Genomic DNA, 17,241 nt, shown 5'->3' with positions numbered 1-17,241 from the left:
ATACGCTTTTGCTATGACCATGAACCTGGAGCAGCTGCGGGGTTTCCTGGAGGTGGCCCGAGTGGGGCACTTCACCCGCGCCGCCGAGTCCCTGCACCTGACCCAGCCCTCGCTGAGCCGGCAGATCGCGACCCTGGAGCACGACCTGGGGTCCGAGTTGTTCCACCGGGCGCGGGGGCACATCACCCTGACGGCCGCGGGAGAGACCCTGCTGCCCCTGGCACGCCGGATGCTGGCGGATGCGGAGACGGTGCGCAGGGAGATGGCGGAACTGGCCGGCCTGCAGCGCGGCCGGGTGCGGCTCGGAGCCACTCCGACGCTGTGCGTGAGCATCGTGGCCGATGCCGTGTCAGCCTTCCACGCTGCCCACCCGGGGATCGAGCTGCACCTGACGGAGCGGGGCTCGCGCGGGCTGATCGACGAGCTGTCCTCCGGGGCCCTTGACCTGGCCCTCGTCATCACCTCGGACGCGCATCCGGCGACCGCACCGAGCCTCACCCGCAGCCGGCTGTTGACGGAGGAGCTGGTGGTCGTGGGCGGCGGGGACGCACCGTTCGGAGGTCGCACCTCGGTCACGCTGAAGGACTTGGCCGGCATGCCGCAGATCGTCTTCCCGTCCAGCTATGACCTACGCGGCACCCTGGACGAGGCCTTCCGTGCCGCCGGACTCATGCCGAAGGTGGTGCTGGAGGGTGCCGAGATGGATGCAGTGCTGCGATTCGTCGAACTGGGGATGGGGGTGGCGCTGGTGCCGGCCATGGTGTTGGGGGACCGCCCCGGCCTGCGCTCGGTCCGGCTGACGGAACCCCGGCTCAGCCGGACCATCAGCCTCGCCCGCCGCCAGGACGTGCAGCCCACGCGTGCCGCGGCGGCCATGCACCGGATGATCCTGCGGACGGCCGATGCGCTCGCCGCCGGGGATCGGGGCCTGGGTGGCCTGGTCTCCCGCGCCGGCTGACGGCGGAGTGCCCCAGGAGGGAGTCGAACCCCCGACCAAGAGATTAGAAGGCTCCTGCTCTATCCACTGAGCTACTGGGGCTGGGCCCCGTCATTCTAGCGGGATGGCCCTCCTCCACAGGAAACCGTCCCCGGTGGGTTGTCCACGGATCAACCGTGCCACTCTGTCGCTGCAGTGCCGGTGCGGCTGTGCTGGAAGGGCAGGAAGTCCTCTTCCTGCCGCCGTCGGACACCGTGCCCGGCGGCGGCCCCTCGCCGGCCGCGGGCCGGCTCACCGAAAGGCACCAGCATGAGTCAGCACATCACCGTCCGCGGCTTCGTGGCCACCGATCCGACCATCCGCAACGCCCAGGCCGGGTTCCCGGTCGGCAATTTTCGGCTGGCCGCCACGGACCGGCGCTTCGACCGCGAGCAGAATGCGTGGGTGGACGGGAACACGAACTGGTTCACCGTCAATCTCTTCCGCAGTCTCGCCCAGAACGCCTTCACGTCCCTGCAGAAGGGTCAGCCCGTGGTGGTCACCGGCCGGCTCAAGGTCCGTCCCTGGGAGACGGAGGAGCGTTCCGGGACCGCCGTGGAGATCGAGGCGGACACCATCGGTCATGACCTGTCCCTGGGTACGGCCACCTTCCAGCGTTCCTCCGGGCGACCGGGCGAGGTGGCGGCCGGAGCGGCGGAGGCCGGGACGGGGTCGGGCGAGCCGGTCGGGCCGGTCGGGTCAGACGGTCCCAGTGAGGAGGCCTTCGACCGGGAGACCGGCGAGCTGCTGGGCCACGAGGTCGCTGGGGCCGGGGCGGTCGAAGGTGCTGAGGGCTCAGAGGCAGGGGAGGACTCGGCTGACTCGCAGGCCCTGTCAGCGGCCTGAGGGCGCCCGGTGGCCGCCGGACGCAACGGATGCGGGCATTCCGGCGGCCACCCACTAGCCTTGGGCCCATGGCGGAATACATTTACAGCATGGTCAAGGCCCGCAAAAAAGTGGGCGACAAGCTGATCCTGGATGACGTGACGATGGCCTTCCTCCCGGGAGCGAAGATCGGCATGGTGGGCCCCAACGGCGCGGGCAAGTCCACGATCCTGAAGATCATGGCGGGGCTGGACACGCCCTCGAACGGAGAGGCCCGGCTCACTCCGGACTACAGCGTGGGCATCCTCATGCAGGAACCCGCGCTGAACGAGGACAAGACCGTCCTCGGCAACGTCCAGGAGGGCGTCGGCGAGATCTACGGCAAGATCCAGCGCTACAACGAGATCTCGGAGGCGATGGCCGATCCGGATGCGGACTTCGACGCGTTGATGGAGGAGATGGGCAAGCTCCAGGAGCAGATCGACGCCGCTGACGCCTGGGACATCGACTCCCAGCTCGAGCAGGCCATGGACGCCCTGCGTTGCCCCCCGGGCGATGCCGACGTCACCAACCTCTCCGGTGGTGAGCGCCGCCGCGTGGCACTGTGCAAGCTGCTGCTGCAGAAGCCGGACCTGCTGCTGCTCGACGAGCCCACCAACCACCTGGACGCCGAGTCCGTGCTGTGGCTGGAGCAGCACCTGGCCGCCTACCACGGTGCTGTGCTCGCCGTGACCCACGATCGGTACTTCCTGGACCACGTGGCCGAGTGGATCTGTGAGGTGGACCGCGGACGCCTGTACCCCTACGAGGGCAACTACTCCACCTACTTGGAGAAGAAGCGCGCCCGCATGGAGATCCAGGGCAAGAAGGACGCCAAGATGGCCAAGCGGCTGTCCGAGGAGCTCGACTGGGTGCGGTCCAACACCAAGGGGCGCCAGGCCAAGTCCAAGGCCCGTCTCTCCCGCTACGAGGAGATGGCATCGGAGGCCGAGAAGACCCGCAAGCTGGACCTGGAGGAGCTTCAGATCCCGCCGGGCCCGCGGTTGGGCAACCAGGTGATCGAAGCCAAGAACCTGCAGAAGGGCTTCGGCGATCGCGTGCTGATCGACGGGCTGTCCTTTTCCCTGCCGCCGAACGGCATCGTCGGCATCATCGGCCCCAACGGCGTCGGCAAGACCACCCTCTTCAAGACCATCGTCGGCTATGAGTCCCTCGACGGCGGAGAGCTGAAGATCGGCGACTCGGTCAAGATCTCCTACGTGGATCAGTCCCGTGGCGGAATCGATCCGGAGAAGTCGTTGTGGGAGGTCGTCTCCGATGGTCTCGACTACATCAAGGTCGGTCAGGTCGAGATGCCGTCCCGCGCCTACGTCTCGGCGTTCGGCTTCAAGGGTCCGGATCAGCAGAAGAAGGCCGGGGTGCTCTCCGGTGGTGAGCGCAACCGCCTGAACCTGGCGCTGACCCTCAAGGAGGGTGGCAACCTGCTCCTGCTGGATGAGCCCACCAACGACCTCGACGTGGAGACCCTGACCTCCCTGGAGAACGCCCTGCTGGAGTTCCCGGGCTGCGCCGTGGTCATCTCCCACGACCGGTGGTTCCTGGACCGGGTGGCGACGCACATGCTGGCCTACGAGGGCACGGAGCAAGACCCGGCGAACTGGTACTGGTTCGAGGGCAACTTCGAGTCCTACGAGGCCAACAAGGTGGAGCGGCTCGGCCCCGATGCCGCCCGCCCGCACCGCGTGACCCACCGCAAGCTCACCCGCGACTGACGGACCGACGGACTGATCACTTCAGGCGCCCGGTTCAGATGGTCGCGAGCCGGGCGTTCTGCAGTGTGTCCCCATAGTGCTTCCGCACGTCCATCTTGCGCTCCAGGTCAGCGATGACCGCGACGGCGAAGTCCTCCCCGTAGAGACTCTGGCAGGAGCCCAGTCCGCCCGGGGAGAACACGTTGATCTCCATGAGCTTGTCGCCCACGATGTCCAGGCCGACCAGGAACATCCCGTCGGACACCAGCTTGGGCCGGACGACCTCCACGAGGTGCAGCATCTCGTCGGTGAGGTCAACCGGTTCGGCGTTTCCGCCGGCCGACATGTTCGACCGGACATCGTTGGACGTGTTCCGGCGGCGGAATGCGGCGATCTTCCCGTTGACCGTGAGGGGCCGGCCGTTCAGGAGGAAGAGGCGCACGTCGCCGTTCTCGGCCTCCGGCAGGTACTCCTGGGCCACGATGTAGCCGTCCCGACCGATGGCCCCGATGATCTGCGAGAGGTTGGGCGACTCCTTGCGGTTCACCAGGAACACCCCCGACCCGCCTGACCCCTGTAACGGCTTGAGCACGGCCTTGCCGCCCATGTCATCGATGAAGTCCGAGATCATGGATTCGTCCCGGGAGATCAGCGTGCGAGGACGTACTGCCTCCGGGAAGTGTTGGAAGTAGGCCTTGGACAGCGCGTTGGCCAAGGTGTGGGGGTCGTTGGCCACCAGCACCCCGGAGTCGGTGATCAGTTGGCCGAAGGCGACGGCGGCGGTGGGCGCCCAGGGCCGGTCCACGGCGTCGTCGGCCGGGTCATTGCGCAGGAGCACCACATCGAAGTCGTTCACGGCGACCTGCCGCTCGGTCGCCGGTCGCTGGATATCCTGTAGGTAACGCTCCAGGGAACGGTAGTTCTTGTCCGCCCCACCGCGGGCCAGCACGGACAGGGTGCCGTCGGGTTCATAGGCGAAGTCTCCCGTTCCGGTCAGGAGGACTTCATGGCCGGCCCGAGTGGCGGCCAGGGCCAGTCGGTTGGTCGTGTAGTGGGGCTTCTCCGTGGCCACGTCGTTGACAACGAATCCGATTTTCATACGTGCTCCGATCATTCGGGGGGCCGGGGGCCGGGGGGCGTGGTGCCGGGGTGGTGACGGCCGGTGTGGAGTGACGAGCACCGTGTCCGCGGGACGTGCTCAGGCGTTGACGAACGCCGTGGGGTCGTCCAATGCGGCAGCCCGGCCGAGTCTGGCCGTGGCGTCCTGGTCGTCCAGCCACCGAGGCTGGAGCATCGCCGGCTCCAGGACTCCTCGCTCCTGGAGATCGTCGATGAGCGGCAGGTCCTCCAGTGAGAACTTGCCCAACAGCAACAGGTCGAGGCTGCCTCCCCGGCGCAGGTGCCCCAGGAGATCGAGCATGCCACGCAAGTAGATGGCGTCCTTGGTCAACCCTCCGGCACGGTACGCACGCATGGTGGTGGTGAAGGCGGACGAGGCAGGGACGCCGTCCGCCACGAGGGCCGCGTGCGCTTCGGCGAAGGTGGCCCCGGTGACCATGCGGTGCACCGTCAGTACCCGGGAGGCCAATTGCCGCAGCCGGAAGGCCGTGAGCCCACCGCAGGCTACCTCCGCCAGCACGGCCAGGCCCTCCTGCGTCTCGTCATAGCGGGCCAGCCCGGTGCCGAGGATCTTGATGGGCTGGGCTGAGCCGTTGAAGTGGGTGACCAGGTGGGTCCCGACTTCGTGCTGGAGCAGCGCGTGCGCGCGGGCCTTCCGGACCTTGGATTCGGGCCCCAGGAGCAGCGAACTCCCCGAGACCATCACCCCGGACACGTCGTCGCGGATCTCGGCGTGCATCTCGATGTCCGGGTCCTGCTTGCGGTAATGGTCTATTTCCGCCCGGGCGAGATCGAGGATCTCCTTCGCCCCGAGGCTACCCGCCGACGCTGATTCCGTGGCCGTGACCGTTTCGAGGATCAACTCGGCCGAGCGCCGCAGGTCCGGAAGGATGGCCCCGTAGAGTTCGATACTCAGCGGCATGAAGTCCTCGGTGTCACGGGCCGCGAGCATGTCGAGCTGCAGGGACATCTCCTTGTGCTTGTTGCGCAGTAAGGTGCCCAGCACCGTATCGTCCACCAAATGGATCGGCACGTCCTGCAGCACCCGCTTGAGCACCTCGGGGTCGTCCACCACGTCGCGGTAGACGAACTCGGGCAACTCGCCGGTGGCGAGGAATTCGGTACGTGCCTGCTCCACGTTCATCGGCGTGATGTCCAGCAGGAACCGAATGGAGCCGGACAGCAACGCCAACTCATGGTCGATCGCCCGGTCCCGGGTTGAGAGCCCGACGACGGCCCGCGGGCCGTCGATTCGGGTGCTGTCCTTCCGCATGACCTCGGTGCGCTTGCCTTCGGCCTGATCGCGCCGGGTCTTCTTGTCCTCGGAGCTGGTGGGCTTCTTGGCACTCATGGTGTCGGCACCTCGACCTCCCCCAGCGCGGCGGTGACGGCCGGGACGGTACGTGCCAAGGCGTCCGCCAGCTGCGCCAAGTGCTCCTCGTCGACTTCTCCGGTCCACTCGTCCATGAAGGTCTTCTTGAACTCCAGGGCCAGGACGCAAGCGGTGTCCGGGAACAGCCGGTGGGCCCAGCGGCCCTCGTTCTGACCCCAGAACCGGACGTTCTCGCGAACATCAAGCCGGCGTCCCGTGGCCGGGATGACCTCGGCGGACATCGACTCGATGAAGGCGTCCACCACCGGGTTCCAGGGTTCGCGGTCCAGGGATCCGGTCCCGACGTTCACGTCGGGGTTCCCCTCCTGGGGTGCTGGGCCGGCGTCGGGACCGTCCCGGCGGTAGTTGTAGCTGTGCAGGTCATAGACCACGAAGGGTCCCCGGGCGGCCATCGGGGCGATGCGGTGCGCCAGCTCCTCGTACCAGGCATCGTGTACCCGCCGGCTCCGCTCGGCGACGTCGTCCGGCAACTGGCCGTCCCTCCAGACGTGGAGGCCCCAGGAGTCTTCCGGGTCCAGGTACACGGCGGTGTCGCGTGCGCGGTTGAGATCGGTTTCGAACCGGGAACGGTGCATGACCATGCCCGATTCCAGTCCCGAGCCGATCCGGTCCGTATGCGGGTCCTCCTCGCGGTAGCGGGTGGCCTCGTCCAGCACCATCAGGTCCCGGACCTCAGGGCGCAGGCCGTGGCCCGCGTGGACCGCCGTGAAGACGATCTGGCCGTCCCAGGGGCCGAGCGCCGTCAGGAGATCGGCGTTCCCGGAACCATGCGTGGTCGTCAGGGTGTCGTCGTCCATGTCTTCAACGTAGACCACCAGCCCTGGAGGTCGGCCAGTTTCCACCGACTACTTCGCCGGCCGCTGACCACCGGCCGGCTACCGACGTGGCCGGCCGGCGCCCTTCAGGAGCAGGCTCTGGACCGAGTTCTTGACCCGGTACTGCAGGTCGCCGGGCACCCGGATCATCCCCTCCTGGGCCACCGAGGCCACCAGCTCACCGTCACGCGAGTAGATCCGCCCGTTGCTGAGCCCGCGGGCGCCCTGAGCCGAGGGGCTGGACTGGACGTACAGCAGCCACTCATCCACGCGAGCCGGCCGGTGCCACCACATGGCATGGTCCAGGGACGCGACCGAGATCCCGGGCCGAACCCAGGAGATGCCGTGCCGGCGCAGGATTGGCTCGAGGAGGGTGTAGTCCGAGGCATAGGCCAGGGCCGCCCGGTGCAGGTTCGCGTTACCCTCCATGGCGGAGAACGTCTTCATCCACACCATGTTGGTGGCCACCTCACTCCGGTCCGGCGCGATCTCGATGGGTGGATCCACGTGCCGGATGTCGAAGGGCCGGGCCCAGGACCACTCCTGCGCGATCGGGTGACGCATCCGGCCGAGCCGGTCCGAGGTGGACGGCAGGGATTCCGGGTCGGGTACCGCCGTGGGCATGGGGGACTGGTGGTCCAGGCCGGACACCGGATCCTGGAAGGAGCTGATCAGGGACAGGATGGTCTTGCCCTCCTGCATCGCCTGGACGCGACGCGCCGAGAAGGACCGTCCGTCACGCAGGGTCTCGACCGCGAAGGTGATGGGCAGCAGGGCGTTGCCGGGGCGGAGGAAGTACCCGTGCATCGAGTGGATGCCACGCTCCCCGTCCACGGTGGCGATGGCGGCCATCAGGGACTGGGCCATGACCTGCCCGCCGAACACACGGCCGCGGGCCTGAGGTGGGGTCTCACCGGTGAAGAGGAGATCGCCCGTGGCGGCGTCCTCGCCAGCCGGGGTCAGGTCCAGGACGCTGCGGAGCACGTCGGTAGGATCCTCTGGGAAGTCGTTGCGCCCCTTGTGGACCTTGCCAGTACTCATGAATGCCCCTTCGCTGTCTCCGAGCCGCCCGGCTGATCCGGCCTGCCCGACTCTCTCGGTACCGGCCGGTAACCGTCCCGGCAGTCTACTCCGCCGGCGTGGAACCATCGCGTTGACCTGCCCGGGGGGCGTCCAGGGATCGCCGAGGTGATCTGTCCCAGGTGCCCGACGATGGGACAATGGATCTCATGTCCTCCTCACCCGTCGATCCGTTCCGTCCCGACTCCACGCCCCCCCGAGGCCCGGCCGGCCCGGAACTGCGCCTGGAGGATCTGGAGGCGGCCAAGGACCTCGAACGGTACGCAGCGCGGGCCAAGACCATGGCCGATACGGGCCTGCGTCTCCAGGTGGCCGGCAACGTGCTCGCCTCCTGGGTCTCCGTGCTGCACCCGCGCGGCCTGGGGGACCGGGTTCCGGTGGCGCTGGGCCTACGGACGGTTCGGTTGGTGGAGGGCCGGCATGACGGGGTCGATGCGGTCTATGCCCTGTCCTCCGTGCTGGAGCGGCTGGCCCGCATGGCTGCCACGGGATCCACGGCCTTCACGCTGCCTCCGGCGCCCGAGAGTGCCCCGTGGACGGCGGTGACCCCGCCCCGGGGCGGATGGACGCCGGTGGCCACGGTGGAGGATGGCGAACTCCAGCAGATCGCCCGGGACGGGATCCGTGAGCTGGCCGACGCACTGCCCCAGGACCCGGGGGCCTCCATGGTCGCCCAGGCTCGCGCCGCGGTCTGGGGACGGCTGTTGGGAGGCACCTCGGCGGAGGCCGGTGACGGCTTCCTGCCGGCCGGAGCGGCGTTCGCGGCGCACGGCCTGGGCTTCCTCAGCCCGCAGGGCACGACGGCGGTCCACACCTCGGGGCCTTGGGTGCGCCTCTCGAACGCGGCCGGGTACGTGCTCTGCCGTCAGCCGATGCTGCTCTAGGCCGAGTTCACCATCGAGTGGGCGGCCCGCTCCAGGTAGTCCCAGAGGGTCTCCTCCAGCAACGGTGCCAAGTTGAGGGAATCCACGGCTGCCCGCATGTGCCGCAGCCAGGTGTCCCGGGCCGCGAAGTCCACGGTGTAGGGCGCGTGCCGCATCCGCAGCCGAGGGTGGCCGCGTTGCTCGCTGTACGTCTTCGGCCCGCCCCAGTACTGCTCCAGGAACATCCGCAGCCGTTCCTCGGCCGGGCCGAGATCCTCTTCTGGGTACATGGCCCTGAACTCGGGGTCCGCCGCGACCTGCTCGTAGAACACCCGGGCCAGCTTCACGAAGGTCTCGTGCCCGCCGACCTGCTCGTAGAAGCTCGCGTTCTCCGGCTGGGCTCCCGCATCGGCACGAGCACCAGCAGCTCCGCCTCCGCCGGCCGCGGCCCCAGCACCACCACCGGTGCTGGCAGCGGCGCCGGAGGCGGGAGCCATCACCTGCGGCGGGCGGTGACCCGTCGAGGCGGCGGGCCGGTCTTGCAGACCGGTCACCTGGCTGGGTGCCTTGCCCTGGCGCGGTTTCAGCACCGCGATGGGCGCGCCCAGGCGGCTGCCGAACTCTGGCAGGTTCTGGTTCTGGTGGCGGCGCACCTGCTGGGGTTTGATGGTGACAGGGAAGCTGACGGACCGGGCGATGAAGCACTGCTGATGGGCCTTTGCGTGCAGCCCGTCCGCGGTGCGGCGCTGGTCCTCGTCGGCGAGCCAGATCTCCGGGACCAGGGTCGCGGAGGTGACACGGCCGCCGTCGTGGTCATGGGTCAGCACACACTCCGCGCGCACGGAGGCGCCGGTGACGACCACCCCGGCCTGCGTGGCGGCCTGGAGATAGGACAGCAGGTGGCACTCGGCGAGGGCCGCGAGCAGGAGCTGTTCGGGGTTCCACCGGGAGTCGCTTCCGTGGAAGGCCCGCGCGGCGGAGCCGTTGAGTTCGCCGGGGCCCTCGGCGCGGACCACGAGCTCACGGCCGTAGTCCTTGTAACCGGAGGTGCCGGAGCCCCGATTTCCGGTCCATTCGGCATGCAGGGAGAAGGAGTGTTCCACGTCCTCTACGGTACCGCCCGCGGCGTCGCAGCCGTGCTGCGGCTCCGCCACGGTCCGCATAGGTGGTGCCGGTGGGTGCTGCTGGGTGGTGCGCTGGCCGGACTGCCCTCGTCACCCTAGACTCGAGAGACGCTGGGAGGTTTGATGCCACACATCCACATCTTGACCGTCTCCGACCGGGCCCATGCGGGCCAGGCCGCGGATACGGCGGGCCCGCGCGCTCTCGAGCTGGCGGCCCAGTATCTGAGCGAGTGGACGGCGGACGGGGCCGTTGTGGCGGACGGGGTCGAATCCGTCCGGTCCGGTGTCCGGACGGCACGGAGCAACGGGGCAGACGTGGTCATCACCCTGGGCGGGACCGGCGTGTCTCCGCGCGACCTGACGCCTGAGGCCATGGACGGGCTCATCGGCACGGAGTTGCCCGGCATCGCTGAGATGCTGCGCCGCGAGGGTGCCTCGCAGACCCCCACCGCTGCCCTGGGACGCGGACGCGCCGGGATCATCGGCCGATCCGCGGGCGCGAATCCGACGGCAGCCACGGCAGCCACGTCAACCACAGCTGGCGGGCAGGGCAGCAAGCCCACCGTGGTCGTGAACCTCCCCGGGTCCCTGCGGGCCACGGACCAGAGCATCCCTCTGCTCGCGCCCCTGCTGGCGCACCTGGTCGAACAACTCGGTGGAGGCGGCGACCATGCCCGCCACTGAGGATGCAGCCACCGTGCGGCCCGTCCCGACAACGCTCGCCTCGGCACCCCGGTCGGCCGCAGCCGTCCACACCGGGGTGACCGAGGAACCCCTGGACCCGGTGGCCTTGGAATCCTCCGTCGTGACCTCCGCCTGCGGGGCGGCCTTGACGTTCACCGGCATCGTCCGGAACCATGATCCGGAAGCCATCGGCACCGTGACCTCGCTGGACTATTCGGCGCATCCGGATGCGGACGCCGTGCTGACGGAGATCGTGGCGCGTCACGTCCGCGGCCCCGGGGACCCACGCGGGGAGGTTCGGGTCGCCGCGGCGCATCGGATCGGACACCTCGACGTCGGCGACCTCGCCCTGGTGGTCTCCGTGGCCTCCGCGCACCGGGCCGAAGCCTTTGAGGTGTGCCGGACCGTGGTGGAGGACATCAAGGCCGAGGTCCCGATCTGGAAGAAGCAACAGACCGCCTCCGGCGAGGCTCACTGGGTGGGACTGCCATGAGTTCGGTGCCGATCACTCTGACCACCCGGACCGCGACCGGGCCGGGCGCACGCCCCACCGGCGCTGCGGACACCGCGTCAGCACCGGCACCCGGCCCCGAGGCCAGGCGGCTGCTGCCCACCCCGGCCGAGCTTGCCGGCGTCGGACCCCATGAGGGGACCGGCCGGTCCTTGACGGACGGTTTCGGACGCGTGCACCGGGACCTGCGCGTCTCGCTGACGGACAAGTGCTCGCTGCGCTGCACGTATTGCATGCCCGAGGATGCCGGCCCGTTCATGCCGAAGGACCAGTTGCTCTCGGCCGCCGAGATTGAACGGTTGGTGCGGATCGCGGTGGATCACGGCATCACCGGGGTGCGGTTGACCGGCGGTGAACCGCTGCTGCGCCAGGACCTCGAGGACATCGTGACTCGGCTCGCCGGAATCGAGCTGTCCGAGGCGTCCGGGGGCGGGTGCCTGCCGGTGGCCATGACCACCAACGGGATCACCCTGGACCGGCGGCTTCCCGCCCTGCAGGAGGCCGGGCTGTCCCGCGTGAACATCTCCATCGATACCCTCCAGCCGGAGAAGTTCCGTCAGCTGACGCGCCGTGACCGGCACGCGGACGTCCTGGCCGGGATCGCCGCCGCCCGGGACGCCGGGCTGCGCCCGCTCAAACTCAACGCGGTCGCCATGCGCGGGGTCAACGACGACGAGCTGGCGGACCTCGTGGCCTTCGCCGTGTCCCAGGACGCGCAGATGCGGTTCATCGAACAGATGCCTCTGGACGCCGGGCACACCTGGAAGCGGGACAACCTGGTCTCCGGCGAGGAGATCCTCGCCCGGCTCGCCGAGCGCTTCGACCTCGCCGAGGTCCCCGGCCGCGGTTCCTCCCCGGCCGCGCTCTACACGGTCGACGGCGGCCCCCACACCGTGGGCGTCATCGCCTCCGTCTCGAAGCCCTTCTGCGGGGACTGTGACCGGTTGCGACTCACCGCTGACGGGCAGATGCGCAACTGCCTGTTCGCCCGGGAGGAGACCGATCTGCGGACCCTACTGGCTGGCTCCGCCTCGGACGCCGACCTGGCCGCGGCCATGAAGATCTCGGTCGGCGCCAAGAAGGCCGGCCACGGCATCGACGACCCGGACTTCGTCCAGCCCGGCCGCGGCATGAACGCCATCGGCGGCTGACGGCTCGTTTCTGGACGGGCGGCTCTTGACGCCGGCCCGTCGGCTGTCAGTTATCCGCCCGCGAAGGGGGGCAGGACGTCCACGAGGGAGTCCGCCTGGACCGGGTGGTCGTCCTCGGCCGCGCGCACGCCGTCCACCATCAGAGAGCAACGGGAGACGACCTGCTCGGCGGTGGTTCCGTGGCCGGCGACCAGGAGCCGGCGCAGTTCGCCCGCGGTGGCGGCCTCGAGAGTGAGTTCGGAAGCGCCCAGGATGTCAGCGGCCCCCGCGAAGAGACGGATCCGGGCCATCAACCCTCACCCCCTGCCGGGTGATAGCCGAGGGCCAGATCCTGGATCCGAGCCGAGAGCCGGTCCACCAGGTCGGCGATCTCCTCCGGTGTTCGCTCCTGACCGGCCAGCTGCAGTCCGGTTGCGACGCCGATCAGGTAGGTCGAGGTCGGGGCCCCGGGGCGCAGGACCCCGTGGGCCACGTCTCGGGCCACGTCCAGCAGGGGGCCGGGGAGCACGACAGAGGCCGGCAGGCCCAGCTCTGCGGCGACGGCGTCCAGCCAGTCCGCCAGTCCGGGAATGTCACGCTGGTGCTCGCGGTGGGGGCCGCGGTGCGTGCCGGCCGGGACCTCGCCGGCGCGGGGTTCAGTCGAGTGGGGTTCCGTGGAGTCGGGTTTGGTGGTGCTGTTCTCAGGCAAAGGTGCTCCTGGTGGTGTCGTGGCAGATCCTGCCTGGTGGGGCCGGTGGCGTTCCAGATCCTCGGGGGTGTCCATATCGTCCCAGAGACCGGGGCTGCCTGCCGGTTCGGGAACCTCGAGCAGGTCCAGGCCGGCGACCCGATCCCGCACCCGGGTGACGCGGGTGCCACCGTCCATCGTGGCAGGTGCCGCGTACTGGCGCAGGGCCGGAAGCCGGAAGAGGGCCGTCAGGTGCTGGCGGCGACCGGTGGAGTCCACGGCGACGACGCCGTCGTGGCCGCCGTCGTGGCCGCCGCTGTCCAGGGCTCCATCCAGGGCCGTGTCCAGGGCTCCGCTCAGGGCGCCGGCCCGGGTGCGGTCGGAGGCCCGGACGAGCTCACGGGCCGCCGCCACCGGATCGGCCAGGTCGCACGGCAGCACCAGGACGCGGTCTGCCTCAAGGGCGGTCAGGGCTGTCAGGGCGGCCAGTGCGGCGTCCAGGGCCGCGACCGGGCCGGACTGCGGTGGGTCCTCACGCACGAACCGGACAACCGGCGAGTCCAGGATCGAGCGTTGAATGGAGCGTTGATAGGCCGCCGAACCTGTGGAGGATGCCGGCACAGCCTGCACCGTGGGCGCAGCGGGCACCGACCGGTCACCGGCCACCACGACGGTGGTGGCGCCGACCGACAGCGCGGCCTGGACGGTGCGCTCGAGCAGGGTGGTTCCCTCGGCGGGATCCACCACGATCGAACCCTTGTCCCGGCCCATGCGAGTGGACGCTCCTCCCGCCAGGACGATCGCCGCCAGCATCTCAGCCACGGTCGACCGGTGCACCTGGGGACATCGGAGCCTCCGGCGCTTCCGGCGCTGCCGGGTGCTCCGCGTCGTCACGGCGCCATGTGCCGGAGCGGCCGCCGGTCTTCTCCAGCAGCCGGACTCCGGTCAGCTCGACGGCCCGGTCCAGACCTTTGACCATGTCCACCACGGCCAGACCGGCCACGGAGGCGGCGGACATGGCCTCCATCTCCACCCCGGTCCGGTCGGCGGTCCGGGTGGTGGCGATGATGCGGATGCGACCCTCGCCGACCTCGAAGTCCACCGTGGCGCCATGGACACCGATCACATGGGCGAGCGGCAAGAGCTCGGCACACTTCTTGGCACCCTGGATGCCGGCGATCCGGGCCACGGCCCAGACATCACCCTTGGGCACAGTCCCCCCGGTCAGGGCCTCGAGGACCTCCGGGGCCACGAGCACGGTGGCCTCAGCGGTGGCGCTGCGGATCGTCGGCGTCTTGGCCGTCACGTCGACCATGCGGGCCGAGCCGTCACCGGAAAGGTGGGTGAAGCCGTCGGCTCCAGCGTCACTGGAGCCGATAGCGGTGGTTTGGACAGCGGGGGATTCGGTCATCAGGCCTCCAGGGCTCGGTAGAGGACGGTGTCTCCGGCGGACACCGCGTCGGTGATGGCGGGCACGCGGGCCAGTCCAGTGGCGCGGGCCATCCGGCCGGCCAGATGGGATCCGGAGCCACGTTCGGTGGCCTGGGCGATCCGCAACGGTTCCCCGGGAGCGGAGACCACCCGTGCCGGCACGAACTGCTCGCGCCCTGGCGGTGAACGCCAGTCCTCCTCAGTGATCACCGGCTGCCAGGGGGCCACGGGGGCGTCGCGGCCCTGCATGGCCAGCAGCCCCGGCTCCACGAACAGCAGGTAGGACACCCACGCACTGACCGGGTTGCCCGGCAGCGACCACACGGCCCGCCCGTCCGGCAGCAGGCCGAAGCCCTGGGGCTTGCCCGGCTGGACCGCGACCCGGTCGAAGCGCACGGTGGGATCCTCGGGGACCGGGGCCCCGCCGTCGGGCGCGGACCGCACCGTGCCGCCCGGTGAGTCCGGCGCGAGGACGAGGCGGGCGACGTCATGGGCCCCCACGCTGGCCCCTCCGGTGAGGATCACGGCGTCGGAGGCGCCCTGGGTGGACTGCAGCACGGCCTGTAGCTCAGCGGGGTCGTCGGAGACGCGGCCCCGGTGCACCACCAGCCCGCCGCTGGCCGCCACCAGGGACGCCAGCAGGAGACTGTTGGAGTCGGGGATCTGGCCGCGGCGGACCGATTCGCCGGGGGCCACCAACTCTGATCCGGTGCTGACCACCACGACCCGCGGCCGGCGCCGGACCCGCACCTCGACGATGCCTGCGGCGGCGAGTGCGGACAGCCGGTGCGGTGTCAACGGCCGGCCGGCGGGGGAGACGAGGTCGCCGGCGCGCACGTCCTCCCCGCGCCGCCGCAGATGGCGTCCCGCCGCGGCCTCGTGGTGGAGCTCCACGTGAGTGGGGGTCTCGGTGCCGGCGGTGGGTGCGGCCGGGTCCCAGCCCACGGCATCCTCCAGGGGCACGACGGCGTCCGCGTCCGTGGGCATCGGTGCGCCGGTCATGATGCGGGCCGCCTGGCCGGGGGCCAGCGCCGGGTCGGCCTCCGTGCCGGCGGGAAGTTCCGCCACGAGGTCCAGGCGGAGCGGTGCCTCCGCGGAGGCTCGCGTGGTGTCCTCCGATCGGACGGCGTATCCGTCCATGGCGGAGTTGTCCCACGGGGGCAGGTCCAGGGTGGCGGTGGCGTCGGCCGCCAGGGTGAGCCCGGCGGCCTCGGCCAGGGGCCGGGTGTCTGCGGGCAGGAGGGGGGCCAGGGTGAGGACCCGGTGCTGGTGGTCCTCGACGGTGCTGCGGTAGCGGGCCTCAGCCACGATGGTCTCCCGGGGGCTCGATGATTGCGGTGGGAAGTCCGCCGTCCAGGTACCCCTGGACGGGCCAGCCGAGGCGCGCCAGGTGACGGGCCGCCGTCGCGCTCCGGGGGCCGGCCGCGCAGAAGGGCAGCAGCGTCGCTTCTTCCGGCGGCCCGACCATGCCACCGGGTGCCAGGGCAGCCTGGACGGGCGCCAGCGGGTGATCGGGTGGCAGCGGCAGTTCCGGGCCGTGGCGCAGACGCAGGAGCCGGTCGAGGGGCAGCTCGACCGTGCCGGGCGGGCCGGGGCGCTCACGGGATTCCTCCGGCCTCCGGACGTCGAGCCAGACGGCCGCCGGATCCACGTCAGCGCGGTCGATCGGGACCACGCGGGCGGTGCCGCCGGCTGACGCGGCGGACGGCGTGAGGGGGATGTCCGTGGTGGTGCCGGAGAGCCCATCGATCAGCATCATCCGACCCAACAGCGGCGTGCCGGTGCCGAGGACGAGCTTGATCGCCTCCAGGGCCATCAGGGAGCCGGTGATCCCGACGACGGCGCCCAGGACCCCGGCCTCGGCACAGCCGGGTGCGGCATGGGTGGAGGCATTGTCCGGGAAGACGTCGGTGAGGACGACGGCGGGCAGGCGGGAGGCCACGGGAGGATCGGACCAGAAGACGGTGACCTGGGCGCTCCATTGCATCAGGGCTCCGAAGACCACCGGCGTGCCGAGGGCGGTGGCCGCCCGGTGGACGATGAATCGGGTGGTGAAGGAGTCGCTGCCGTCCATGATCAGATCGGCGCCGGCGAGCAGGTCCGCCGCGTTGGCGTCCGTCAGGCGGACGGTGTGCGGGATGACCGTGGTCTCGGGGGAGAGGCGCCGGGCCGCAGACACCGCGCCGTCGGTCTTGAGCCCGCCGAGGGTGTCCACGCCGTGCAGGGTCTGGCGGTTGAGGTTGCTCAGCTCCACCTGGTCGTCGTCGATGACGTGCAGGGTGCCGATACCGGCGGCCGCGAGGTAGCTGATGACGGGCGAGCCGAGTCCACCTGCGCCGACGACGGCGATGGAGGCCTGTGAGAGGAGTTCCTGTCCGGAATCGCCGATCTGGGGCAGGGTCCGCTGGCGGAGCGTCCGTTCTGCGGTGTGCGCGGGGCGGTCCTGGGGCATGGGGCCAGCCTAGTCCGCGGCGTCCGCGCCGGCCTGCGGCGCACTCAACCCCGCGTTGTCCGTCGACTTCGGGTGGGTCTGGGGTGTCAAGACCCACTGTGAGTCTTGGTGGTGGCTGGTCTGGGACTGGCTGGCAGGATGGCTACCGGCCGTTCCGTCCCATGGATGTGGCTCAAAAACCCACTGACCTTCGGGTGTCTTTTTCGGGACTTGTCCATTCATCGGGGTGGGCGGCCGGTACCCGTCCGGCCCACCTCGGTAGCTTGATCAGAAGATTGTCCACCCTGGGGGTGTGACTCATCACAGTGCTGTTCCGATGTGATCGCAACCCGGACTGGTACCGGCCGGTGACGGCCGTTGAAACCATGTCCATCACGTCAGGAAAGGTGGCATTGGCCG

The 17,241-nt window shown here is 70.1% G+C and carries 17 protein-coding genes, 1 tRNA gene and 1 pseudogene; 7 read left to right on the top strand and 12 right to left on the bottom strand.

Features of this window, described 5'->3' with window-relative positions; all coding sequences use genetic code 11:
* Positions 1 to 19: 19 nt before the first annotated feature.
* Entirely contained in the window at positions 20 to 958 is a 939-nt protein-coding gene (locus IEX49_RS00085; protein WP_188804104.1) for a LysR family transcriptional regulator, read from the top strand.
* A gap of 8 nt (positions 959 to 966) precedes the next feature.
* On the opposite strand, the gene IEX49_RS00080 is transcribed toward IEX49_RS00085, so the two are convergent.
* Positions 967 to 1,039, bottom strand: a tRNA-Arg gene (locus IEX49_RS00080).
* Positions 1,040 to 1,246: 207 nt separating this feature from the next.
* Here IEX49_RS00080 and IEX49_RS00075 point away from each other — a divergent pair.
* A complete protein-coding gene (locus IEX49_RS00075; RefSeq protein WP_188803043.1) occupies positions 1,247 to 1,822 on the top strand; it encodes a single-stranded DNA-binding protein in 576 nt (191 codons plus the stop codon).
* Positions 1,823 to 1,890: 68 nt separating this feature from the next.
* Positions 1,891 to 3,573: an energy-dependent translational throttle protein EttA gene (ettA, locus tag IEX49_RS00070; RefSeq protein WP_188803041.1), complete on the top strand. Its 1,683-nt coding sequence runs from the start codon at positions 1,891 to 1,893 to the stop codon at positions 3,571 to 3,573.
* A gap of 34 nt (positions 3,574 to 3,607) precedes the next feature.
* On the opposite strand, the gene IEX49_RS00065 is transcribed toward ettA, so the two are convergent.
* The 4 genes from IEX49_RS00065 to IEX49_RS00050 all read right to left on the bottom strand — a co-directional run bounded on the left by IEX49_RS00065 (position 3,608) and on the right by IEX49_RS00050 (position 7,920).
* Entirely contained in the window at positions 3,608 to 4,651 is a 1,044-nt protein-coding gene (locus IEX49_RS00065) for a glutathione synthetase (RefSeq protein ID WP_188803039.1), read from the bottom strand.
* Positions 4,652 to 4,750: 99 nt separating this feature from the next.
* Positions 4,751 to 6,022 (bottom strand): peptidase MATCAP family protein, encoded by a 1,272-nt coding sequence (locus tag IEX49_RS00060; RefSeq protein WP_188803037.1) that lies wholly within the window; start codon positions 6,020 to 6,022, stop codon positions 4,751 to 4,753.
* On the bottom strand, positions 6,019 to 6,861 hold the full coding sequence (locus IEX49_RS00055; protein WP_188803035.1) for an N-formylglutamate amidohydrolase: 843 nt from the start codon (positions 6,859 to 6,861) through the stop codon (positions 6,019 to 6,021). Before IEX49_RS00055 ends, IEX49_RS00060 begins: the two co-directional genes overlap by 4 nt.
* A gap of 78 nt (positions 6,862 to 6,939) precedes the next feature.
* On the bottom strand, positions 6,940 to 7,920 hold the full coding sequence (locus IEX49_RS00050; protein WP_188803033.1) for an acyl-CoA thioesterase: 981 nt from the start codon (positions 7,918 to 7,920) through the stop codon (positions 6,940 to 6,942).
* A 188-nt stretch (positions 7,921 to 8,108) separates the two neighbouring features.
* Here IEX49_RS00050 and IEX49_RS00045 point away from each other — a divergent pair, with 188 nt between their 5' ends.
* Positions 8,109 to 8,843: a DUF8185 domain-containing protein gene (locus tag IEX49_RS00045; protein ID WP_229672048.1), complete on the top strand. Its 735-nt coding sequence runs from the start codon at positions 8,109 to 8,111 to the stop codon at positions 8,841 to 8,843.
* Here the strand turns inward: IEX49_RS00045 and IEX49_RS16645 are convergent.
* Both IEX49_RS16645 and IEX49_RS16640 read right to left on the bottom strand, forming a co-directional pair.
* Complete coding sequence (locus IEX49_RS16645; RefSeq protein ID WP_373286663.1) at positions 8,840 to 9,319, bottom strand: globin; 480 nt, start codon at positions 9,317 to 9,319, stop codon at positions 8,840 to 8,842. The two genes, IEX49_RS00045 and IEX49_RS16645, sit on opposite strands and share 4 nt — an antisense overlap.
* Positions 9,320 to 9,544: 225 nt before the next feature.
* A pseudogene (locus IEX49_RS16640) lies at positions 9,545 to 9,985 on the bottom strand (OsmC family protein); the annotation flags it as partial.
* A gap of 84 nt (positions 9,986 to 10,069) precedes the next feature.
* Between IEX49_RS16640 and IEX49_RS00035 the strand changes: the two are divergent.
* The 3 genes from IEX49_RS00035 to moaA are packed head-to-tail and all read left to right on the top strand — an operon-like array spanning position 10,070 to position 12,292.
* Entirely contained in the window at positions 10,070 to 10,630 is a 561-nt protein-coding gene (locus IEX49_RS00035; RefSeq protein ID WP_188803029.1) for a molybdopterin-binding protein, read from the top strand.
* Positions 10,617 to 11,123: a molybdenum cofactor biosynthesis protein MoaE gene (locus IEX49_RS00030; protein ID WP_188803027.1), complete on the top strand. Its 507-nt coding sequence runs from the start codon at positions 10,617 to 10,619 to the stop codon at positions 11,121 to 11,123. Before IEX49_RS00035 ends, IEX49_RS00030 begins: the two co-directional genes overlap by 14 nt.
* Positions 11,120 to 12,292 (top strand): GTP 3',8-cyclase MoaA, encoded by a 1,173-nt coding sequence (moaA, locus tag IEX49_RS00025; RefSeq protein WP_188803026.1) that lies wholly within the window; start codon positions 11,120 to 11,122, stop codon positions 12,290 to 12,292. The genes IEX49_RS00030 and moaA overlap by 4 nt, the downstream gene beginning before the upstream one ends.
* Before the next feature lie 50 nt (positions 12,293 to 12,342).
* On the opposite strand, the gene IEX49_RS00020 is transcribed toward moaA, so the two are convergent.
* From IEX49_RS00020 to IEX49_RS16635, 5 genes are all read right to left on the bottom strand, one after another.
* Positions 12,343 to 12,582 (bottom strand): MoaD/ThiS family protein, encoded by a 240-nt coding sequence (locus IEX49_RS00020; RefSeq protein WP_188803024.1) that lies wholly within the window; start codon positions 12,580 to 12,582, stop codon positions 12,343 to 12,345.
* Positions 12,582 to 13,772 carry an NTP transferase domain-containing protein gene (locus IEX49_RS00015; protein ID WP_229672120.1) on the bottom strand — a complete coding sequence of 397 codons (1,191 nt, stop codon included), beginning with the start codon at positions 13,770 to 13,772 and terminating at the stop codon, positions 12,582 to 12,584. The genes IEX49_RS00020 and IEX49_RS00015 overlap by 1 nt, the downstream gene beginning before the upstream one ends.
* A gap of 1 nt (position 13,773) precedes the next feature.
* Entirely contained in the window at positions 13,774 to 14,274 is a 501-nt protein-coding gene (gene moaC, locus IEX49_RS00010) for a cyclic pyranopterin monophosphate synthase MoaC (protein WP_229672119.1), read from the bottom strand.
* A gap of 95 nt (positions 14,275 to 14,369) precedes the next feature.
* Positions 14,370 to 15,698, bottom strand: a complete 1,329-nt coding sequence (locus tag IEX49_RS00005; protein ID WP_229672047.1) for a molybdopterin molybdotransferase MoeA — start codon at positions 15,696 to 15,698, stop codon at positions 14,370 to 14,372.
* Positions 15,691 to 16,842 (bottom strand): HesA/MoeB/ThiF family protein, encoded by a 1,152-nt coding sequence (locus tag IEX49_RS16635; protein WP_229672046.1) that lies wholly within the window; start codon positions 16,840 to 16,842, stop codon positions 15,691 to 15,693. Before IEX49_RS16635 ends, IEX49_RS00005 begins: the two co-directional genes overlap by 8 nt.
* Between the last annotated feature and the right edge of the window lie 399 nt (positions 16,843 to 17,241).

This window comes from Citricoccus zhacaiensis (genome assembly GCF_014645315.1).
GTDB classification, from domain to species: domain Bacteria; phylum Actinomycetota; class Actinomycetes; order Actinomycetales; family Micrococcaceae; genus Citricoccus; species Citricoccus zhacaiensis.
This window is presented reverse-complemented; position numbering and strand designations above follow the sequence as displayed.

Excerpts from the sequence above, each read along its gene's own strand:
- IEX49_RS00075 (WP_188803043.1), top strand. The coding sequence starts at position 1,247 with ATGAGTCAGCACATCACCGTCCGCGGCTTCGTGGCCACCGATCCGACC.
- IEX49_RS00060 (WP_188803037.1), bottom strand. The coding sequence starts at position 6,022 with ATGAGTGCCAAGAAGCCCACCAGCTCCGAGGACAAGAAGACCCGGCGC.
- IEX49_RS00050 (WP_188803033.1), bottom strand. The coding sequence starts at position 7,920 with ATGAGTACTGGCAAGGTCCACAAGGGGCGCAACGACTTCCCAGAGGAT.
- moaC (WP_229672119.1), bottom strand. The coding sequence starts at position 14,274 with ATGGTCGACGTGACGGCCAAGACGCCGACGATCCGCAGCGCCACCGCT.
- IEX49_RS16645 (WP_373286663.1), bottom strand. The coding sequence starts at position 9,319 with ATGGCTCCCGCCTCCGGCGCCGCTGCCAGCACCGGTGGTGGTGCTGGG.
- IEX49_RS00045 (WP_229672048.1), top strand. The coding sequence starts at position 8,109 with ATGTCCTCCTCACCCGTCGATCCGTTCCGTCCCGACTCCACGCCCCCC.
- IEX49_RS00030 (WP_188803027.1), top strand. The coding sequence starts at position 10,617 with ATGCCCGCCACTGAGGATGCAGCCACCGTGCGGCCCGTCCCGACAACG.
- IEX49_RS00020 (WP_188803024.1), bottom strand. The coding sequence starts at position 12,582 with ATGGCCCGGATCCGTCTCTTCGCGGGGGCCGCTGACATCCTGGGCGCT.
- IEX49_RS00015 (WP_229672120.1), bottom strand. The coding sequence starts at position 13,772 with ATGCTGGCGGCGATCGTCCTGGCGGGAGGAGCGTCCACTCGCATGGGC.
- ettA (WP_188803041.1), top strand. The coding sequence starts at position 1,891 with ATGGCGGAATACATTTACAGCATGGTCAAGGCCCGCAAAAAAGTGGGC.
- moaA (WP_188803026.1), top strand. The coding sequence starts at position 11,120 with ATGAGTTCGGTGCCGATCACTCTGACCACCCGGACCGCGACCGGGCCG.
- IEX49_RS00085 (WP_188804104.1), top strand. The coding sequence starts at position 20 with ATGAACCTGGAGCAGCTGCGGGGTTTCCTGGAGGTGGCCCGAGTGGGG.
- IEX49_RS00035 (WP_188803029.1), top strand. The coding sequence starts at position 10,070 with ATGCCACACATCCACATCTTGACCGTCTCCGACCGGGCCCATGCGGGC.
- IEX49_RS16635 (WP_229672046.1), bottom strand. The coding sequence starts at position 16,842 with ATGCCCCAGGACCGCCCCGCGCACACCGCAGAACGGACGCTCCGCCAG.
- IEX49_RS00065 (WP_188803039.1), bottom strand. The coding sequence starts at position 4,651 with ATGAAAATCGGATTCGTTGTCAACGACGTGGCCACGGAGAAGCCCCAC.
- IEX49_RS00055 (WP_188803035.1), bottom strand. The coding sequence starts at position 6,861 with ATGGACGACGACACCCTGACGACCACGCATGGTTCCGGGAACGCCGAT.